The following is an 18,938-nucleotide window of genomic DNA, read 5'->3' as shown; positions in this document are numbered from 1 at the left end:
AGGTTAGTAGAGTGCCCCAAAACACCGTGAACCTGGACCTGTCCGCGACCTCGATCGAGCTCACCCGGGCGCTCTGCGACCTCGAGTCGGTGTCCGGTAACGAGGCCGCCATCGCAGACGCGGTGGAACGCGCGCTGGCCGGGTACCCGCACCTCGACATCATCCGCGACGGCGACACCGTCGTCGCCCGCACCAACCTGGGTCGGGCCCAGCGCGTGATCATTGCCGGCCATCTCGACACGGTCCCGCTGAACGACAACCTGCCGACCCGGTTCGAGACCATCGATGGCGTCGACTATCTCTGGGGCCGCGGCACCGTCGACATGAAGGCCGGCGTGGCCGTGCAGCTGAAGCTGGCCGCCGAACTGACCGCGTCCAGCGTCGACGTAACGTGGATGTGGTACGACCACGAGGAGGTTTCCGACGACCTCAACGGTCTCGGCCGCCTCGCCCTCAACCGGCCCGACCTCTTCGCGGGGGACTTCGCTATCCTCGGCGAGCCCACAAACAGCCAGATCGAGGGTGGCTGCAACGGAAACGTGCGCGTGGAGATCCGCACCTTCGGGCTGCGCGCCCACTCCGCCCGCAGCTGGGTCGGCGACAATGCCATCCACAAGATCGGGCCCGTCATCGACATCCTGGCGGCCTACGAGCCGCGGCAGGTCGAGGTCGAAGGCCTCGTCTACCGCGAAGGCCTCAACGCCGTCGGCATCGGCGGCGGCATCGCCGGCAACGTCATCCCCGATGAGTGCATGGTGCACATCAATTATCGGTTCGCCCCCAGCCGCACCTCGGCGGAGGCCATCGTGCACCTGGAGGAGCTCTTCGCGGGCTACGAGATCACCGTCGTCGACCGGGCCGAGGGTGCCCGGCCGGGCCTGGATGCCCCGCTGGCCCTGCAGTTCCTGACCGCGGTCGGCGGCGAGGCCAAGCCCAAGTACGGCTGGACGGATGTCGCCCGCTTCTCCGCCCTGGGCATTCCCGCCGTCAACTACGGCCCCGGCGACCCGCTGAAGGCCCACGCCGACGACGAACGCGTCGCCCTGGCGCAGATCACGGACTGCGAGGACGGCCTTCGCGCGTGGCTGACCACAAGCGTCGGGTAGCCGTGGCGTCGTCCGGCTGGAAGGCCGGCTACCGGCTCACGCCATGGTGGGCCCTGGTCGCCCTGATCTGGGCCGCGTCCCGGCTCGTCACGACCACCCTGGTGCTACTGCTTGCGAATGTGCAGGGCGCCAACCCGTGGACGGGCGTGTCACCCGGCTACGCGGAGTTCGCGAACATGTGGGACGCCCGCTGGTACAACATCGTCGCCGTCGCGGGCTACCCGTCGACACTGCCGCTCACCGCTGGCGGGGAGATCGCGGAGAACGCCTGGGCCTTCATGCCCGGCTACCCGGTGGTCGTGCGCCTGCTGATGGTGCTCCTCGGGCAGCCGTGGGCACCCGTGGCCGTATTCGTGTCCCTGGCCGCCAGCCTCGGCGCCGCCCTGCTGTTCTACCGGCTGATGCGCACGGTACAGGCCTCCGGGACGGCGTTGTTCGCGGTGGTGCTGTTCTGTGTGGCCCCGCTGTCGCCCGTGCTGCAGTTCGGTTATGCCGAGTCGCTGTACCTCTTCCTGCTCACGTTGGCACTTCTCCTGCTGCTCGAGCGGCGGTATGTGCTGCTGTTCCCGGTGATCGCCGTGATGGCGCTGACCCGGCCCAGCGGCCTGGCCTTCGCGCTCGCCCTGGGGCTGCACGTCCTGCACCGCTGGCTTGCCCGGACACAAGACCCGTTTTCGGTGCGCGAACGGTTGCTGGCGTCATCCGTTGCCGTGTTCAGCGGCATTTCCGGCCTGGCCTGGCCGGCCATCGCCTGGATCGCCACGGGGTCGATCACCGCCTACACCGACACCGAGCTGGCCTGGCGGTCGGCCTACATCGGCTACCAGGAACTCGTTCCGTTCACCGCCTGGTTCCAGGGCGGTGTCTGGTGGCTCGGGATGCCGCTGGGCATCATCGTTGTCTCGGGGCTCATCCTGGCGTTCGGCCTGACCCTGTTGCTGCCGGCGGTGCGCCAACTGGGCACTGACCTGCGGTTCTGGCTCGCCAGCTACGGCCTCTACCTGCTAGCGGTGTTTTTCCCGCAGTCGAGCACCTTCCGCCTGCTGATGCCGATGTTTCCGTTGTTGGGTGCCGTGGCGCAGCCGCGGAGCGCCGTCTACCGGGTGGGCATCGTGCTGCTGTTCATCGCCGGACAGTGGGGCTGGCTCCTGCTGTGCTGGGGGGTCGACGGAGCGGACTGGACACCTCCCTAATTACAGTCTCAGCCCGTAATGGCAGATAATAGAAGTTCAGACGAATGAATGGAAGGGGAGTTCATGGCGGCCATGAAGCCAAGGACCGGAGACGGGCCAATGGAGGCTGTAAAAGAGGGGCGCCTTATCATCGTGCGTGTTCCGCTCGAAGGTGGAGGTCGACTTGTCGTCTCTGTGAACGACGCTGAAGCCAAAGAGCTTCACGATGCCCTCGCCGGTGTAGTCCAGCCGACCGTATAGTTCCAGGTTCGGCCGCGCAGCTCAGGTTGTGCGGCCGATCTTTTTTGCCGACCTGGAGCGGATGGGTTTCCCGCGGACAGCAGTCGCACCGCCCGTAGGAGGTACCCGTCACCGGGCCCGCCACCCGCATCCGTCGGCACGTAAACGCGGAGAATCTTAGGAAACGCCGGTTTGGGCGCCATCAGTTCCGGCGTGTCGCGTATTTCTCCGAGTTGACGTCACGACGGATGCCCCGGGCTGGCTGCGCTCGCCGCCGGTGGTTGAGCGTGCCAAAACCCGGCAGTCCAGCCTGCAAACCCGCGCCGCACCACCCGTGCCCCGCGTCGCCACCCCCTTCTGTCACCGAATCGATTAGAACAGGAAAACGAAACTCGACAGTCATCCTACCTCATCTATTGACTTCAACTTAGAACGTGTATACGATGTAGGCATGGCTGGAGCCCCCACTCCGCACCACCCCACCGCCTCACCGCAGGCGGTGCCGCCCCTCGCGCAGGCACCCCGTGCACAGTCACCCCTCGTGCAGCAGCTGCAGCAGGTGCGTGACCTGGCGGCGGCCGTGCTGGATTCGGTGTCTTTTTCACTCTTGGGTGAGGCGGACGCGATGATGGTGCTGGGCACGGTTGAAGACCTCGGCCGTCGGGTCGATGCGGCCAGGGTCGCCTCTGCCGCCGACATTTCGGTGCGGTCCCGCCGCATCCTGGGCCATGAGTCCCTCGCGTATAAGAACGGGGCCAGCAGCGGCATCGATCTGATCACCCGTCTGACCCGCGTCTCTTCCCGGGAGGCGAACCGGCGGGTGCGCCTGGGCGAGAACGTCAGTCCGCGCCGGGCGGGCACCAGCATGTTGCCGCCCTACTACCCGGCCGTGGCCGATTCCCTCACCGCCGGGGACCTCGGCGTGGACGCGGCCGAGAACATCGTCACCGCCCTCGACCAGGTCGCGGCCCGGGTCGCGCCCGACGAGCTCGGCACTGCCGAACGTGCCCTGGTGGCCAGTGCCACCGGCGCCGTCACCGACGACACCCGCGGCCTGCCCGGGGAGGGGTTCGCGTTCCCTGCGGACCTGGTGCGGGGTATGGCGGGGCAGTGGCAGGCTCGCCTCGATCCCGACGGCACCGCCCCCAACGAGCCCGTCGCCGAGGCCCGCAGCGCTGTCGGGTTCGGGCTCTTCCGCGACGGTCTCTACCCGCTCCGCGGCGGAGTCACGCCGGAGCTCCGCGGCATCATGAACGCCATCTTCGACACGTATCTCTCCGCCCACGCGGCGCCCAAGTTTCCGACCGAAGAAGAACAGGCGCGCATGGCGGCCGGGCAGCTGATCCCGGGGGCGGAGGCGGCGGCCCTCAGCGACGACCGTAACGGTGGTCAGAAACGCGCCGACATCCTCCGTGGTGTGTTCGAAGCCGCCACCCGTGACGCGGGGACCCCGACCATGGGCGGCGCCGCCCCCACCGTCATGATCCACGTCAACCAGGCCGACCTTACCGCCGACCATGGGGTGGGTTGGATCGACGGCGTCGAAGCGCCGATCTCGCTGACAAGTGTGAAGCAGGCGCTCTGCGCCGGCGGATTTCAGGAGATCCGGTTCGGGCCGCACAACGAGGTCCTCAGCCTCAGCACCGAGAATCGTTTCTTCAACCGGGCCCAACGCCGCGCCATCGCCGCCCGCGACGGCGGCTGCATCATTCCGGGGTGCACCGTGCCCGCCGCCTGGTGCGAAGTACACCACGTGATCCCCTGGTACCGCGGCGGAAAAACCGAGATCACCAACGGGGTCCTGCTGTGCTGGTACCACCACCACAGCATCGACACCTCCGGCTGGAACATCCGCATGATCCGCGGCACACCCCAAGTCCGGGCACCCTACTGCTACGACCCCACCCGCACCTGGCGGGCCGCGGAAGGGAACCCGGCCAACCGGGCACGGGCACGGGCACGGGCACGGTCTCGGCCTCGGCAGGCTCGACCAACGTCAGGGTGAGTCCCCGGGATCGGGTCACCGGTCTCGTCCGGCTCGACCGACGTCAGCTTAAATCCCCGGGCGCGAGCGACCTGAGCCCGGTGGTCGAGGTCGTCGAAACCAGGCGGGCCATCTTCCGAACCCGGCCCGGGGCATCCGTTAGCGCGGGCGGCGACAACGGATGCCGGTGTGTGGGCCTCCGGAGCCGGCGCACCGGGTCTCGACAGGCTCGACGACCGACAGGCTCGACGACCGACAGACTCGACCACCGATCGGCTCGACCACCGGAGGGTGTGCTCGACCGTCTAGGCGCGGAGCTTGGTGATCTGCAGCAGGCCGTCGCCCACAGGAGAGAGGGCACTGATGACTGCGGTGGACGAGGCGATGACGGTCAACAGGGTGCGGAAGCCGGTCGCCACATCGTCGCGCTGGGCCGGGTTGGCCACGCGGCCGCGCCAGAGCGCGTGGGCCACGAGCACGGTTCCGCCCGGGCGGGCCAGGCGCAGAGCATGCTCGACATACTCGATCACACACTGCGGATCGGCGTCGACGAACACAATGTCGTAGGAGTTCTCGTTCATGCGCGGCAGTACATCCGCTGCCCGACCCGTGATCAGGCGTACCCGGTTCGCGGGGATGCCGGCTTCGGCGAAGTTGGCTTTGGCGTGCTGCTGGTGGTCGACCTCGGTGTCGATCGAGGTGAGGGTGGCGCCGGGGGCGCCGGTGAGCAGCCAGATGCCGGAGACGCCGGCACCGGTGCCGACCTCGAGAATGCTCCGGGCCCCGGTGGCGGCCGCGATCACGGCCGATTGAGCGCCGACCGCCGGAGAAATCGCGTCGATTCCGAGTTCGAGGGACTGCTGTCTGGCCCGCGCCACAGCGTCGGACTCCACGACTGAGTCGTCGGAGAATTTCCAGTTCAGATCTTTGTCAGACACAGCGCAACTCCAGTAGATGAATGGGTCAAGCCTAAGGGGGGCCGGGCATGGTCCGGGGAGGCCTCGCCGGGGGTTATTCTGGGGGAATGTTCGGTTTGACCTTCGAGAAGATATTACTGATCGGGATTGTCGCCGTCTTCCTGCTCGGACCCGAACGGCTTCCCCACTATGCCGCCCAGCTCGCCCGTCTCGTGAAGCAGCTCCGCAACCTGGCCAACGGGGCCAAAGACCGGATGCGGGACGAGATGGGCCCGGATTTCGACGACGTCGACTGGAAGAAACTCGACCCGCGTCAGTATGACCCGCGCCGCATCATCCGTGAAGCTCTCACCGACGAAGACGAGCTGAAAGGCCAATCGGCGACCGTGTCGCGGGCGGTGCCGAACCCCGACGGCGCCTATCTGCAACGCAAGCGCGCCAGGGAGGCCGCCACGCTGCCGGCGCCCTTCGACTCCGAAGCCACTTAGCCACTTAGCCACGCAGCCACGAAGCCACGCGGCCAAACGAACCAGGTGACGAGCACACCGGACGCGGCGTATTCGAGCTGGCGGACGTCGGGAACGGGTACGTTGGGCAGGTTGGTCAGGTTGGGCAGGCCGGGCACGTCGGGCACGTCGGGCACGTCGGGCACGTAGACCCGCGACACGGGCCGAGTGCGCTCGGATCGTGTTCCCGACCGCTGCGATGACCTCGCCGGACAGCCCGAATGACGAGAAGTCCTCGTCGACCACGATCAGGCGCCCGGCCGGAAAGAGCGATGCGCGGAAGGTCCCCTGGTTGGCCGCACCCTCGCCGGTGTCCGCCACGGCCGCTCGGTCGTCGCCCAGCCGGGAAAGGGCGACGGCCTGTCCGACGGCGGGCGGTAGATCGTCGGCGATGATTCTCGAGCAGGAGAAATGCGTGCCGGGGTCGAACAGGTGTATGTGCCACTCGAGGCTGAGGCCGAGGGCCGGGCGGTGAGCGGCGCAGTGCGCACCAGAATATGCAGGCCGGGCCATACGGGCGATGCGTGCACGCTACGCTGAACCCACGTATCTGAGGAGTGTGACCGTGTCGAAGCCGTCGAACACCCACGCGAAGCCCAAGCGGGTGCCGCTGCCCGTCTACTCCGCCGAGTTGCGCAATCTGCAGACCGAGTTGGTCGCCATGCAGGAATGGGTCAAGGAGTCCGGGGCCCGCATCGTCGTGATCTTCGAGGGCCGGGACGCGGCCGGCAAGGGGTCCGCGATCAAGCGGGTCAGCGAGTTTCTCAATCCCCGCGTCGCCCGGATCGTCGCCCTGCCGGTGCCGACCGAGCGCGAGCGCGGCCAGTGGTACTTCCAGCGGTACATCGAACACCTGCCCTCCACGGGTGAGATCGTGCTGATGGACCGCTCCTGGTACAACCGCGCCGGCGTCGAACACGTGATGGGGTACTGCACCCCCGACGAGTACCGCCGGTTCCTGCACCAGGCGCCCCTCTTCGAACGGATGCTGGTCGAAGACGGCATTCTGCTCGTCAAGTACTGGTTCTCGGTGTCCGACACCGAGCAGGAGAGGCGGTTCCGGTCACGGCTGAACGACCCGATGCGCCGCTGGAAGCTGTCCGGGACCGACCTTTTCTCGATCACGAAGTGGGTCGATTATTCCCGCGCCAAAGACGAGATGTTCGTGCACACCGATCTGCCGGAGGCCCCATGGTGGGTCGTCGAGAGCGAGGACAAGCGGGCCGCGCGCCTCAACATGATCAGCCACCTGCTGTCGATCGTCCCCTACACGCATCGCGAGCCGCCCCAGGTGACCATTCCGACTCGCCCCGCCGGCTCGGAGTACGAGCGCCCGCCGCGCGAGCTGAACCGGCCAGTGCCGGACATCACGACCACGCTGGGAAAGCCCACGGCGAAGCCGAAGGGCAAGGCCAAGATCAAGAAGAACGCGAAGAAGGCGACCAAGGCGGAGGCGGCGAAGCTGGCGCCGGAGAAGGCGGCCCAGCAGGCGGCCCAGCAGGCGGCGGCGTCGGCCAAGCTGTTCGTCTGAGCCGGGTTCGCGGAGCCGGGTCACGGCTCTGCTGCCCGGGGTCAGCGGCGGCGGATGCCCTTCAGCACGGCCGCCAGCAGCAGCATCGGCCCGGCCAGCCGCTCGAAGTCGTGGCCGGTGCGCGGCAGCTGCACGAGACCCGTCGGACGCGCGATGGTGACGGCGTCCACGAACCTGAGCAGTCCCTCCGGGCCGTTGCGTCGGCCGAGACCGGACTGCTTCAGGCCGCCCATCGGGGCCGCCACCGAGGAGAACGACCCGCGATAGCCCTCGTTGATGTTCACGCTGCCGGCCTCGAGGGCCCCGCCCACGCGCAGAGCCCGCCGCACGGAACCGGAGAACACCGACGCGTTCAGCCCGTAGTCGCTGTCGTTGGCGGCCAGGATGGCCTCCTGCTCCGAGTCGATCACGGTGACCGCGACCACAGGGCCGAACGTTTCGCCGGCGAAGCACTCCATCGCCGGGGTGACCCCGGTCAGCACGGTGGGTTCGTAGAAGAACGGTCCCAGGTCGGGGCGGGCACGGCCCCCGACCTCGACCGTGGCGCCGTGGGCGACCGCGTCGGCCACCTGCGCGCTCACCCGGTCCAGCTGGGCCTGCGAGGTGAGGGAACCGACGTCCGTCGTGTAGTCGTAGTCGGCGCCGAGCCGGAGCGACCGGGTGACGGCCACGAATTCGTGCAGGAACGCGTCGGCCACACCTCGCTGCACGAAGATGCGCTCAATCGACACGCAGAGCTGGCCCATCGCCGTGAAGCAGGCCGGGGCCGCGTCGGCGGCCGCGCGGGCCGGGTCGGCGTCGTCAAGCACGATCAGCGGGTTCTTGCCGCCCAGCTCGAGCGAGACGCCGGTGAGGTTGCCGGCCGCCTGCGCCGCCACCCGCTTGCCCGTCGCGGTCGACCCGGTGAAGCAGACGTAGTCGGCCTCCGCGGTGACCGCCCCGCCGATCTCCGCGCCGTCGCCGACGACCACGGCCCAGAGCTGCTCGGGCACGCCGGCGTCGATGAATGCCTGACGCAACGAGAGGATGCTCAGCGCACCCTGGTCGTCGGCCTTCTGCACCACGCCGCAGCCGGCGGCGAGGGCCGGCACGACATCCATGGCGGCGAGGCTGAGCGGGTAGTTCCACGGGGTGATCACGCCCGCGATGCCCTTGGGCCGGTAGCGCACAGTGGCCGTGATGACGAGCGGGATCGCGGAGTGGCGGCGCCCGCCGCGCAGCACGCGCGGCGCGGCGAGGGCATTGAAGCGGGTGACGCCGGCGGCCTGGAAGACCTCCTCGAAGGCCTGGCCGCGGGTCTTGCCGGTCTCCGCCTGCACGGTGTCCTGCAGCAGCCCGCGTCGCTCGAGGATCAGGTCGTGCGCGCGCAACAGGATCGCTCGGCGCCGTGCGAACCCGGCCCGCACCCAGGCCAGCTGGGCCAGGCGCGCCTGCGCGTAGGCCGCCTGCACGTCGGGCAGCCCGCTGACGGGCAGCTCGTGCAGCACCTCCCCGGTGAAGGGCGCGATCACGGTGACCGTGGCTCCCGTCGTGGAACGTATGGAGCGGGTGAGAGTCGTGATCCCGGCAGGGTCGAGGGGGGAGGCAGGCATGCCGAAAGTCTAGGTGGGGGCGGCGCGTGCGCTCCGCCGCGGCGCCGGTGCGGCGACGCTACTTTGGGGTGATGCCGAGGCTCAATCCGGAGAGGCCGCGCGCCCGGGTGGCGAGGCGGTCGGCAACCAAACGGATGGCCACGGCCGCGGGGTCGGTCGGGTCGCCGTGCACCACGGGCACCCCGGTGTCCCCGCCACTGCGGAGCGGCACGCTGAGGGGAACCTGGGCGAGCAACGGTACGGGGAACCCGTGCCCGGCGCCGAGCCGGCGCGCGACCTCGGCGCCACCCCCGGAACCGAACAGCTCCAACACCGTGCCGTCGGGCTGCACGATCCCGGCCATGTTCTCGATCACGCCGTAGATGGTCTGGCCGGTCTGCCGGGCCACGACACCGCTGCGTTCGGCGATGTCGGCGGCGGCCGGTTGCGGGGTGGTGACGACGATGACCTCGGCCTGGGGCAAAAGCTGCCCGACCGAGATGGCCACGTCGCCGGTGCCCGGCGGCAGGTCCAGCAGCAGGATGTCCAGGTCGCCGAAGTAAACGTCGGTGAGGAACTGGGTGATCGTGCGGTGCAGCATCGGCCCGCGCCAGGCGACCGCGACGGAGCCGTCCTCCACGAACATGCCGATCGAGATGACCTTCACGTCGAAGGCGATCGGCGGCAGGATCATCTCGCCGACCTGGGTCGGCTTGACCGCGGCTGACTTGCCCGTCTCGGGGGAAGGCGGGGTGACCAGGCCGAGGAGTCCGGGGATGGAGAACCCGTAGACATCCGCGTCGACGATGCCGACCCGCAGGCCGCGCTCGGCCAGGGCCACGGCCAGGTTCGCGGTGATTGTGGACTTGCCGACCCCGCCCTTGCCGCTGGTGATGGCGTAGACCCGGGTGAGCGAGTCCGGGCCGAATTGGTTGCTGCGGGCTTCCTTGCCGCCGCGCAGCTTCTCCGTCATCGCTCGGCGCTGCTCGCGCGTCATCACGCTCACATCCACGGTCACGTTGCCGGGGCCGGCCACGGACTCCACGGCGCGCAACACATCGCGCTCGATCTGCCGGGCCGCCGGGCAGCCGGCGATGGTGAGACGGATGCCCACGAGGGCGCGGCCGTCGACGATCCGCACCCCGGAGACCATGTCGAGGTCGGTGATCGGCTTGCGGATCTCCGGGTCGATCACCCGGGCCAGGGCGGTGAGCACCTGGTCGGCGGAAAAGAGGGGCTCAGGCACTGGGCGATCGCTCCTCGCGGTCGCGGTCTCGCTCGCGGTCGCCCTTGCGGAGGCGTTTCCGGGTCTGCTTGTCCGGGTCTTCGCGCTCTTCCAGGTTGTCGAGAAGGGCGCGCAGCTCGGAGCGGAGGAAATCGCGGGAGGCGAGGTCCTTCATGCCGAGGCGTAGCGCCACCACCTCCCGGGCGAGGTATTCGGTGTCGGCCAGGTTGCGTTCGGCGCGCTGCCGGTCCTGTTCGAACTGCACCCGGTCTCGGTCGTCCTGGCGGTTCTGCGCCAGCAGGATCATCGGGGCCGCGTAGGAGGCCTGCATCGACAAGACCAGGGTCAGTGCGATGAAGCCGAGCGACACGGAGTCGAAGCGCCACTGCACCGGTGCGAGCGTGTTCCAGGCGATCCAGCTGACGGCGAAGAACGTCAGCCCGAGCAGGAACCACGGCGTGCCCATGCCGCGGGCGATGGCCTCGGTGAACCGGCCGAAGCGGTCGCGGCTGGGGCGGTCGCGGCTACGCCGGCGCTTGCGGCCGAGGGCGGGCGTGCGCACACCCTTGGGGGAGTCGAGGCGGAGATCCGCTCGGTTAGCTCGGGCCATTGCCGGTCCTCCGTCCGTGGTGCAGCGGGATGCTTCCCGTGGTCAGTTCGGTGCGGGCCTCGGCCCGGCGGCGCACGTCGTCGTTGCCATCGTGGCTGCGCCAGTCGTCGGGCAGCAGATAGTCGAGGACGTCGTCAATCGTCACCACCCCGACGAGTCGGTGGTTCTCGTCGACCACGGGCACGGAGACGAGGTCATAGCTGGCGAGGATGCGGGTGACCTCCGCGGCCGAGGTGTCGGCGGTGACGGGATCAAGACCCTGGTCGAGCAGTGTGCCGAGGCGTTCGTGGGGCGGGTAGCGCAGCATCCGTTGGAAATGCACCATGCCGAGGAAGCGGCCGGTGGGCGGCTCGTAGGGCGGGAGGGTGACGCAGATGGCCGCACCGAGGGCCGGCGCCAGGTCGTGGCGACGGATGAGCGCGAGCCCCTCCGCGACCGTGGCATCGGCCGAGACGATGATCGGTTCGGTCGTCATCAGGCCGCCGGCGGTGTCGGGGGCGTAGGTGAGCAGGAAGCGTACGTCGTCCGCTTCCTCCGGCTCCATCAGGTCGAGCAGCTGTTCGCCGAGCTCTTCCGGCAGCTGCGCGATCAGGTCGGCGGCGTCGTCGGGCTGCATGTGGTCGAGCACGTCGGCGGCGCGGGCGTCGCCGAGCCGGGTCAGGATGCTGACCTGCTCACTTTCCGGCATCTCCTCTAGGGCGTCGGCGAGACGGCCGTCCGGTAGCTCGCCGGCAACCTCGTGCATGCGCTCCGGCGGGAGGTCGAGCAGGGTATTCGCGAGGTCGGCGGGCTTGAGGTCGGAGTAGGTGGCGATGAGCTGCTCGGCCGACTGGGCCTGGCCCTCGGTGGTCTGCTCGCGCACCTCGGCCCAGTCCGTGAAGGTCGTGGCGCCCTTCGCGAAGAGGGACAGGCTGGTCTTGGGGCGGCGCACGAAGAGCTGGCTGATCGCCCAACCGCCCTGGGGGAGCTCCTCGATCGAGACGTCTTCGATGGTCGCCTCACCGGAACCGTCGTTGAAGACCACCGTGCGCCCAAGCATCTCGGCAATGACGCGCACCTCTCCGCCGCGCTGCTCGAAGCGGCGCACGTTGATCAGACCGGTGGTGATGATCTGACCCGAACCGATGCTGGTGACGCGCCCAATGGACACGAAAACGCGGCGTTTGCCCGGGATCTCCACGATCAGGCCGACGACGAGGGGCGGGTCGTTTTTTCGGTAGACCACCAGCACGTCCCTGACCTTGCCCACACGGTCTCCCGCGGGGTCGAAAACGGTACACCCGGCCAAACGGGCAACGAAGACTCTGGTGGCAGACACAGATCAAATCTAGGCCACCTTCAGGGCAGATCGGTCCTGTGAAAGAATGGACTCATGAGCAATCAGAACCCCTTCGGCGGGCGCAGGGCCGCATTGTTCCCCGTTTTACCCAAGGGGGAGGTGCTCGCGACATACGCCACCTATGGCGAGGCTCAGGAAGCTGTGGACACTCTGGCGAAGTCCGACTTCCCGGTGAAGCAGGTCTCCATCCTCGGCAACGACCTCAAAACCGTCGAGCGGGTCACCGGCAAACTCACCTGGGGGCGCGTCGCTCTCGCCGGTGCGGCCTCCGGCGCCTGGCTGGGCGTGTTCTTCGGGCTGCTGTTCTTCATCTTCTCGCCGGATGGCGCGGGCCTGCCGTTCGTATTCGCCGCGGTGATGATCGGCGCCGGGTTCGGCATGCTGTTCGGGGTCGTCAGCGCCGCGCTCAATCGACGTCGCCGCGACTTCACATCGACCATGCAGGTGATTGCCAGTACCTATCAAGTGATCGTCGACGGCACCCTGGTCAATCGGGCCCGGAACCTGCTCGCCGGGCTCGCTGAGGCCGAGCAGACGGTGCCGGCCCCGCCGCATCCGTCGGAGCCCCCTCGCGTCGAAGAGCCGCCCGCGGCTCCGCAGCATCCGCTGCCCTGACAGTCCGCGGTCAGGTTTAGGTGGTGAGGGCGGCGATCCAGGCCTCGACCTCCTCGACGGTGCGGGGGATGCCGGCCGACAGGTTCTCCGGGCCGTCCGCGGTGACCAGGATGTCGTCTTCGATCCGCACGCCGATGCCGCGGTACTCCGCAGGCACCGTCAGGTCGTCGGGCTGAAAGTAGAGGCCGGGTTCGATCGTGAACACCATTCCGGACTCGATCACGCCGTCCATGTACATCTCGCGGCGCGCCTGCGCGCAGTCGTGCACGTCGAGGCCGAGGTGGTGGCTGGTGCCGTGCACCATATAGCGGCGGTGGTGGCCGTTGTCGGGCAGCAGGGCTTCCTCGGCGGTGACGGGCAGCATGCCCCATTCGGCCGTGCGGCGCGCGATGACCGCCATCGCCGCGGCGTGCACGTCGCGGAACACGGCGCCGGGACGCGCCATGGCGAACGCGGCATCCGCTGCCTCGCGCACGGCGTCGTAGACACGGCGCTGCACGTCGGTGAAGGTGCCGTTCACCGGGAGGGTGCGGGTGATGTCGGCGGTGTAGTAGCTGTCGACCTCGACGCCGGCGTCGATCAGGATCAGGTCGCCGGGCACGACGGCGCCATCGTTGCGGGTCCAGTGCAGGATGCAGGCGTGAGGGCCGGACGCGGCGATCGTGTCGTAGCCGACCGCGTTGCCGTCGGACCGGGCCCGGGTGTTGAACACGCCCTCAACGAGCCGTTCGCCGCGGTGGTGGGTGCTCGAGCGGGGCAGGTCCCGGATAATGTCCTCGAAGCCGCGGGCCGTGGCGGCGACGGCGAGGCGCATCTGGGCGATCTCGTAGGAGTCCTTGACCAGGCGCAGCTCCGACAGGCCGCGGGCGAACTGCTCGTCGGCGGCATGGTCGCCGTTGATCTCGAGGCTGAACGGCGAGTCGGAGGCGTCGGTCGTGAGCACCTTCTCCGCCGCGAATCGGAGGCGGGCCTCGTCGACCTCGGTGGTGAAGAGCGGGTCGGCCTCCCGCAGCACGAGGCTCTCGGTGTCGATCGTGTTCATGACCAGGGCCAGGTCGGCGATGCCGCGCACCGGCACGCCGAGGTCGGCGGCAACCTGGGCGACCCCGGGGCGTGGGCCGATCCAGAATTCGCCGATATCGGGGTTTGCGTAGAACTCGTCCGAGTCGCGGCCGGCCCGCTCTCGGAAGTAGAGGGTGGCGTCGTGGCCGGTCGCTGTGGGTTCGAGCACCAACACGGCGCCGGGCTCGGCGTCGCTGCCCCAGCCGGTGAGGTGCGCAAAGGCCGAGTGCGCGCGGAACGCGTAGTCGGTGTCGTTGGAGCGTTGCTTGAGACGACCGGCGGGGATGATCAAACGCTGTCCGGGGTGCATTGCGGAAAGGAGTTCGCGGCGGGCGGCCGCGAAGTGCGCCTGCTCGCGGGCGAGCGGTAGCTCTTCGGTGCGCTCGGCCCAGTCGCTGGAGATGTACGCCTTGAACCCGGCCGAACCGGGGGTGGTGGAGCGGTTCTCGTTCGATCGGGGAGCAGGGATCGCGGTTTCGCTGGAAGTGGCCATGGCCCATTGTCCCATTGAGCCAGGAGGTCGGGCGAGGGTGGCCACGATCGGGCGGTGATCGCTGCCTGCGCCGTCCTCCGCCTCGATCACGCGCAGGCCCTGCACCTGCCAGTTCGCGGTGGCCAACACGTGGTCGATCGGCGAGCCGAGCAGGGCCGGCGCGAAAGTCGGCCAGGTGCCGACGGCGCCCGCACCGGTCGCCGGTCCGGCCTCGTCGCTGACCGTGTAGTCGCCCAGGTCGGAGCTGATCATTAGGGTCGTGGAGCGGGCCTTGGAGATCTGGTCGAAGGCGATGGTGTGTACCCACATCGGACGTCCGCCCTCGCGCATGGCTTCGGCGATGGCCTCTCCGGTGGCCTCGGTGGTTTCCGGCAGGGTGACGATGTCGGCGTTCTGGCCGAGGGCGAGTCGGCGATGGCGGCGGCTGGGAACCCCGCGGGACGGTCCGGGTCCGCCGCACAACTAACATGGGGGAATGCTTGGTGCTCGACGATTCCGCGGTCCGATCGACCTGCACACGCATTCGAGCGTGTCGGATGGCACGGAGACCCCGTCGCAGCTCGTGCGGGCCGCCGCCGCGGCCGGCCTGGGCACGGTCGCACTGACCGACCACGATTCGACCGCCGGCTGGGCCGAGGCCGGTGTTGCCGCCCGCACCGCCGGACTCACACTCATCCCCGGCATGGAATTCAGCACCCGGGTGGGCTTCTCCAGCGTGCACCTGCTCGCGTACCTGTTCGACCCGTCCAACGCCGGCATCGTGGCCGAAACCGCCCGGGTGCGGCAGGCCCGGCTGGTGCGCGCCGAGCAGATGGTGGAGCGCATCGGCGTCGACTACGCCTTGACCTGGGAAGACGTGCTCGCACAGACCACGCCGGATGCGACGGTCGGCCGCCCGCATATCGCCGACGCACTGGTGGCCCGCGGGTTCGCGCTCACGCGGAGCGAGGCCTTCGCGGGAATACTGCACTGGGAGGCCGGCTACTACCAGCCCCACTACGCGCCGGACCCGCTGCGGGCCATCACCCTCGTGCGCGCGGCCGGTGGGGTGCCGGTCATCGCACACCCGGCGACGCGCGGGGCGGTCGACGTCATCCCTGAAGCGAAACTGGCCCGGTTGGCCGAGGCCGGCCTTTTCGGGCTCGAACTCGAGCACCGTGAGAACAGGCCCGAGGCGAAGGCCCACCTCTACGCGCTCGCCGAGAAGTACGGACTCTTCGTCACCGGGTCCAGCGACTACCACGGCGAGGGCAAGCCGAACCGCCTGGGCGAGAACACGACGACGCCCGAGGTGCTCGAGCGCATCATCGGACAGGGAACGGGCTCGCCGCCCGTCTACGGCTGACGCCGCCCACCCTAGGGAACCGGGCGCGCGGTCTACCATGCGCCGCGAGCCCTATCGTGAGCCACCGCGGAGTCAAACGAAAAGCGCCCCCGCCGAAGCGGAGGCGCTTACGGCCGAAACTGCCGTGCAGGGGGTGCCTAGCTGGGGGTGCCGGCCTGCGGGGCGTGGCGACGCGTGCGGCTTCGACGCCGCGGGGCGCTGTTGCCGTCGTGGTGCTCGGCGCCGCCGCCGTCGTGAGTGCCGGCGGCCGGGGTGATGACCGGGGCATCCGGATTGGTGGTCGCGCTGACCCGGGTGCGCGAGCGCGGCGGGCGGCTGCCGGCCAGTTCGCCGGAGTGGCTCGCGCCCGAGCGTGCGGCGTCGGTGTGACCGGCGCCGGAGCGACCGGCGCCCGAGCGCGAGGAGTCGCCACCGGTGCGGCCCCCGCCGGAACGGCCGAAGTCAGAGCGGCCCGAGTCGGAGCGGCCGGCGCCGCCGGTACGGCCTGCGCCACCCGTGCGTGCAGCCGAGGCGGCGGTCTCCCGGATGGGCGAGGCGCGGAGGCGACCCTTCGACCCGGCCGGGATGTTCAGGTCGGCATAGAGGTGCGGCGACGACGAGTAGGTCTCCATCGGAACCGGCGTGCCGAAGTCGAGCGCGTTGTTGATCAGCGTCCACTTGTGCATGTCGTCCCAGTCGACGAACGTGACCGCAATGCCGGTCTTGCCCGCACGGCCGGTGCGTCCTACGCGGTGCAGGTAGGCCTTCTCGTCCTCGGGGATGGTGTGGTTGATCACGTGAGTGACGTCGTCCACGTCGATGCCGCGCGCGGCGACATCCGTGGCGATCAGAATGTCCTTCTTGCCGGCCTTGAAGGAGGCCATGGCGCGTTCACGCTGTTCCTGGTTGAGGTCACCGTGCACGGCCGTGGCGTTGAAGCCGCGATCGCCGAGCTCCTCGACCAGCTTGGCGGCGGCGCGCTTGGTGCGGGTGAAGATCACGGTCTTGCCGCGGCCCTCGGCCATCAGGATGCGGCCGATCACCTCGTCCTTGTCCATGTTGTGTGCGCGGTAGACCAGGTGCTCGATGTTGGCCTGCATCAGGCCCTCGTCGGGGTCGGACGCACGGATGTGGATCGGGCGGTTCATGAACCGGCGCGCCAGGGCGACGATCGGGCCCGGCATCGTGGCCGAGAACAGCATCGTGTGGCGGGTGGGCGGCGTCTGCGAGAACAGCTTCTCGATGTCGGCGAGGAAGCCGAGGTCGAGCATCTTGTCGGCCTCGTCGAGCACCATCTCGCTTACGTTGGCGAGGCTGAGCAGGCGCTGGCTGGCGAGGTCGAGGAGCCGGCCGGGGGTGCCGACGACGATCTGCGCGCCGGCCTTGAGCGCCTCGATCTGACCTTCGTACGCCTTGCCGCCGTAGATGGAGACAACCTTGGTGTTGCGGTTGCTGGAAGCCATCTCGAGGTCTTCGGAGACCTGCACGCACAGCTCGCGGGTCGGGACGACGACGAGTACCTGCACGCCGGGTGCGGGGTCGAGCCCGAGTCGCTGAATGATCGGAAGGCCGAAGCCGAGGGTCTTGCCGGTGCCGGTCTTGGCCTGACCGATGATGTCCTGGCCGCTCAGGGCGAGGGGGATGGTCTGCACCTGGATGGGGAAGGGCTCGATGATGCCTTTATCAGCGAGAGCCTGAACCATGTCCTGGTCGATGTTGAGTTCGGAGAAAGTCACGAATTATTGCCTGTCATTAGCTGGAAGCGGGATGCGCCCGTCTTTTGCTTCGGGCACCTGGCCATCGATCCATGCCGATGGCGTGGTCCCAGCCTATCGGGCGGCCCTGTGAAGTCTCTTATACCGGACCCGGACGCGCCGATGCGCCCAGCGTGGGCCGGAACCCGCGGTGGCGGCACGACACTGTTCTAAGCTGGGCCTGTGATCATGTGGATCGATGGGCGCAAGAAGCGCGTGGAGGCACCCCGGCAACCGGCGCGGCGGGCACGTCAGTCGACCACGAAAATGGACATCGCCGGTTTCACACCGGAGTTGCTGCCCTACTTCGGCCAGGCGGCGTACTTCCAACTCGGCATGTTCGAGAACCTCGCCCTGGCCATCGCGATCGCTCCGGACCTCACCGCGAAGGAGGCGCTGAGCGTCGCCGCCGGCCGGGCCCTCGCCAAGCACCAGGGGCTCGTGGCCGAGATCCGCCGCCGCGGCGGTGAGCCGTCCGAGGTGATGGCCCCGTTCGCGCCCCACCTCGACGCGTTCCGCGAGCAGACGGCCGGCGCCGACTGGAACGAACTGCTGCTCAGCTGCTATCTCGCCGGGGGACTGCTCGACGACTTCTTCATCCGGCTGTCCGACGGGCTGCCCGGCGATGTGGGCCCGCGGGTGGCGCACCTGCTCGGCCAGGACGCCGGCACGGAGGTTCTCGTCACCCACCTGAAGGCCGCTATCGGCGCCGCCCCGGCGCTCGGGTCGCACCTGGCCCTGTGGGGACGACGCCTGGTCGGGGACACCCTGCTGGTCGCCCGCTCGGCTCTGCCGATGGAGGGCATCACCGCAGCGGAGTCCCGGATCGAACCCGTGTTCACTGAGCTCATCGCCGCGCACACGCGGCGCATGGACGGACTCGGCCTGACCGCCTGACCGCCGGCCGCACGGGGAGCCTTCGTCACGCGCGGGCCGGGTGCCCGTCGCGCATCAGGGTGTGCAGCATCCGCTCGTCGCCGGCGGTGCGCGTGCGCACCAGGGCCAGGTCGGCTGCGACGGATGCCAGTGCGGTCACCCCGAGGGTGACCCACCAGATCCAGCCACCGTCCAAGGGCGCGCCTAGCCAGCTCAGCGCCACCCAGGCGACGGACGCGACCATGGTGCCGATCGCCGGGACGAGGACTGCACCGTGTGCGCGGCGCCCCGGAATGGCATACCGTGCGGCAATCCCCAGAACCGCACCGCCGAGGGCGATGAAGAGCAGTTCCACGGTTGGTCAGGCGACGAAGCCGACGCGGCGGGACTCCTCGGAGCCCAGCTCCACGTACGCGAGCCCGACGGTCGGAACGATGTAGACCTTGCCCTTGCTGTCGGAGAGCTTCAGGTACCCGGTCTGCCCGGCGAGGGCGGCAGCGACCGTTTCCTCGACCTCGTTCGCGGGCTGTGAGGTCTCGAAGCCAATCTCACGGGGAGAATTGAAGATGCCAATGCGGATATCCACCAGATGCGCCTTTCGTTGCCTAAGCGC

The 18,938-nt window shown here is 69.1% G+C and carries 19 protein-coding genes; 9 read left to right on the top strand and 10 right to left on the bottom strand.

What is annotated here, in order from left to right:
* Positions 1-11: 11 nt before the first annotated feature.
* The 4 genes from dapE (at position 12) to E3O28_RS13865 (ending at position 4,523) form a co-directional block, all read left to right on the top strand.
* A complete protein-coding gene (dapE, locus tag E3O28_RS13880) occupies positions 12-1,106 on the top strand; it encodes a succinyl-diaminopimelate desuccinylase (protein WP_104099177.1) in 1,095 nt (364 codons plus the stop codon).
* On the top strand, positions 1,082-2,299 hold the full coding sequence (locus E3O28_RS13875; RefSeq protein ID WP_241973137.1) for a hypothetical protein: 1,218 nt from the start codon (positions 1,082-1,084) through the stop codon (positions 2,297-2,299). The genes dapE and E3O28_RS13875 overlap by 25 nt, the downstream gene beginning before the upstream one ends.
* Positions 2,300-2,362: 63 nt before the next feature.
* Positions 2,363-2,539 carry a DUF3117 domain-containing protein gene (locus tag E3O28_RS13870; protein ID WP_104099180.1) on the top strand — a complete coding sequence of 59 codons (177 nt, stop codon included), beginning with the start codon at positions 2,363-2,365 and terminating at the stop codon, positions 2,537-2,539.
* A 430-nt stretch (positions 2,540-2,969) separates the two neighbouring features.
* The gene (locus tag E3O28_RS13865; protein WP_134416482.1) at positions 2,970-4,523 is read left to right on the top strand and encodes an HNH endonuclease signature motif containing protein; all 1,554 of its coding nucleotides are present in this window, start codon (positions 2,970-2,972) and stop codon (positions 4,521-4,523) included.
* Positions 4,524-4,807: 284 nt separating this feature from the next.
* Here the strand turns inward: E3O28_RS13865 and E3O28_RS13860 are convergent, their stop codons facing one another.
* On the bottom strand, positions 4,808-5,440 hold the full coding sequence (locus E3O28_RS13860) for an O-methyltransferase (RefSeq protein WP_104101036.1): 633 nt from the start codon (positions 5,438-5,440) through the stop codon (positions 4,808-4,810).
* A gap of 86 nt (positions 5,441-5,526) precedes the next feature.
* On the opposite strand from E3O28_RS13860, the gene E3O28_RS13855 reads away from it, so the two are divergent.
* A complete protein-coding gene (locus tag E3O28_RS13855) occupies positions 5,527-5,907 on the top strand; it encodes a Sec-independent protein translocase TatB (protein ID WP_104101037.1) in 381 nt (126 codons plus the stop codon).
* On the opposite strand, the gene E3O28_RS13850 is transcribed toward E3O28_RS13855, so the two are convergent.
* A complete protein-coding gene (locus E3O28_RS13850; protein ID WP_134416480.1) occupies positions 5,904-6,086 on the bottom strand; it encodes a hypothetical protein in 183 nt (60 codons plus the stop codon). The two genes, E3O28_RS13855 and E3O28_RS13850, sit on opposite strands and share 4 nt — an antisense overlap.
* Before the next feature lie 404 nt (positions 6,087-6,490).
* Between E3O28_RS13850 and ppk2 the strand changes: the two genes are divergently transcribed.
* A complete protein-coding gene (gene ppk2 / locus E3O28_RS13840) occupies positions 6,491-7,456 on the top strand; it encodes a polyphosphate kinase 2 (RefSeq protein WP_233191407.1) in 966 nt (321 codons plus the stop codon).
* A gap of 41 nt (positions 7,457-7,497) precedes the next feature.
* On the opposite strand, the gene E3O28_RS13835 is transcribed toward ppk2, so the two are convergent.
* The 4 genes from E3O28_RS13835 to E3O28_RS13820 are packed head-to-tail and all read right to left on the bottom strand — an operon-like array spanning position 7,498 to position 12,180.
* Entirely contained in the window at positions 7,498-9,048 is a 1,551-nt protein-coding gene (locus E3O28_RS13835; protein WP_104101039.1) for a succinic semialdehyde dehydrogenase, read from the bottom strand.
* A 58-nt stretch (positions 9,049-9,106) separates the two neighbouring features.
* On the bottom strand, positions 9,107-10,273 hold the full coding sequence (locus E3O28_RS13830) for an Mrp/NBP35 family ATP-binding protein (RefSeq protein ID WP_134416478.1): 1,167 nt from the start codon (positions 10,271-10,273) through the stop codon (positions 9,107-9,109).
* Positions 10,266-10,862, bottom strand: a complete 597-nt coding sequence (locus E3O28_RS13825; RefSeq protein ID WP_104101041.1) for a DUF1003 domain-containing protein — start codon at positions 10,860-10,862, stop codon at positions 10,266-10,268. Before E3O28_RS13825 ends, E3O28_RS13830 begins: the two co-directional genes overlap by 8 nt.
* The gene (locus E3O28_RS13820) at positions 10,849-12,180 is read right to left on the bottom strand and encodes a CBS domain-containing protein (protein ID WP_104101042.1); all 1,332 of its coding nucleotides are present in this window, start codon (positions 12,178-12,180) and stop codon (positions 10,849-10,851) included. Before E3O28_RS13820 ends, E3O28_RS13825 begins: the two co-directional genes overlap by 14 nt.
* Before the next feature lie 54 nt (positions 12,181-12,234).
* Between E3O28_RS13820 and E3O28_RS13815 the strand changes: the two genes are divergently transcribed.
* On the top strand, positions 12,235-12,816 hold the full coding sequence (locus E3O28_RS13815) for a general stress protein (protein WP_104101043.1): 582 nt from the start codon (positions 12,235-12,237) through the stop codon (positions 12,814-12,816).
* Positions 12,817-12,832: 16 nt separating this feature from the next.
* Here E3O28_RS13815 and E3O28_RS13810 read toward each other — a convergent pair whose 3' ends face one another.
* Complete coding sequence (locus E3O28_RS13810) at positions 12,833-14,371, bottom strand: aminopeptidase P family protein (protein WP_241973143.1); 1,539 nt, start codon at positions 14,369-14,371, stop codon at positions 12,833-12,835.
* Between the two features lie 475 nt (positions 14,372-14,846).
* Here E3O28_RS13810 and E3O28_RS13805 point away from each other — a divergent pair, with 475 nt between their 5' ends.
* A complete protein-coding gene (locus E3O28_RS13805) occupies positions 14,847-15,716 on the top strand; it encodes a PHP domain-containing protein (protein ID WP_104101046.1) in 870 nt (289 codons plus the stop codon).
* A gap of 137 nt (positions 15,717-15,853) precedes the next feature.
* Here the strand turns inward: E3O28_RS13805 and E3O28_RS13800 are convergent, their stop codons facing one another.
* Positions 15,854-17,431, bottom strand: coding sequence for a DEAD/DEAH box helicase (locus tag E3O28_RS13800; RefSeq protein WP_104101047.1), 1,578 nt, complete (start codon positions 17,429-17,431; stop codon positions 15,854-15,856).
* 207 nt (positions 17,432-17,638) lie between these two features.
* Here E3O28_RS13800 and E3O28_RS13795 point away from each other — a divergent pair, with 207 nt between their 5' ends.
* Complete coding sequence (locus E3O28_RS13795; protein ID WP_233191421.1) at positions 17,639-18,346, top strand: ferritin-like fold-containing protein; 708 nt, start codon at positions 17,639-17,641, stop codon at positions 18,344-18,346.
* A gap of 25 nt (positions 18,347-18,371) precedes the next feature.
* Here E3O28_RS13795 and E3O28_RS13790 read toward each other — a convergent pair whose 3' ends face one another.
* Together E3O28_RS13790 and E3O28_RS13785 are read right to left on the bottom strand one after the other, a co-directional pair.
* Complete coding sequence (locus E3O28_RS13790; protein WP_134416476.1) at positions 18,372-18,680, bottom strand: hypothetical protein; 309 nt, start codon at positions 18,678-18,680, stop codon at positions 18,372-18,374.
* Between the two features lie 6 nt (positions 18,681-18,686).
* Positions 18,687-18,911: a DUF3107 domain-containing protein gene (locus tag E3O28_RS13785; protein WP_104101050.1), complete on the bottom strand. Its 225-nt coding sequence runs from the start codon at positions 18,909-18,911 to the stop codon at positions 18,687-18,689.
* Positions 18,912-18,938 lie beyond the last annotated feature (27 nt).

It is taken from the genome of Cryobacterium sp. TMT2-14 (assembly GCF_004402465.1).
Classification (GTDB): Bacteria; Actinomycetota; Actinomycetes; order Actinomycetales; family Microbacteriaceae; genus Cryobacterium; species Cryobacterium sandaracinum.
Note: the sequence above shows the minus strand (reverse complement) of the source record. Positions and strands in the feature narration are given on the sequence as shown.

Coding starts and splice junctions, on each gene's coding strand:
- E3O28_RS13870 (WP_104099180.1), top strand. CDS start 2,363: ATGGCGGCCATGAAGCCAAGGACCGGAGACGGGCCAATGGAGGCTGTA.
- E3O28_RS13865 (WP_134416482.1), top strand. CDS start 2,970: ATGGCTGGAGCCCCCACTCCGCACCACCCCACCGCCTCACCGCAGGCG.
- E3O28_RS13855 (WP_104101037.1), top strand. CDS start 5,527: ATGTTCGGTTTGACCTTCGAGAAGATATTACTGATCGGGATTGTCGCC.
- E3O28_RS13835 (WP_104101039.1), bottom strand. CDS start 9,048: ATGCCTGCCTCCCCCCTCGACCCTGCCGGGATCACGACTCTCACCCGC.
- E3O28_RS13825 (WP_104101041.1), bottom strand. CDS start 10,862: ATGGCCCGAGCTAACCGAGCGGATCTCCGCCTCGACTCCCCCAAGGGT.
- E3O28_RS13815 (WP_104101043.1), top strand. CDS start 12,235: ATGAGCAATCAGAACCCCTTCGGCGGGCGCAGGGCCGCATTGTTCCCC.
- E3O28_RS13810 (WP_241973143.1), bottom strand. CDS start 14,371: ATGGCCACTTCCAGCGAAACCGCGATCCCTGCTCCCCGATCGAACGAG.
- E3O28_RS13805 (WP_104101046.1), top strand. CDS start 14,847: ATGCTTGGTGCTCGACGATTCCGCGGTCCGATCGACCTGCACACGCAT.
- E3O28_RS13795 (WP_233191421.1), top strand. CDS start 17,639: ATGTGGATCGATGGGCGCAAGAAGCGCGTGGAGGCACCCCGGCAACCG.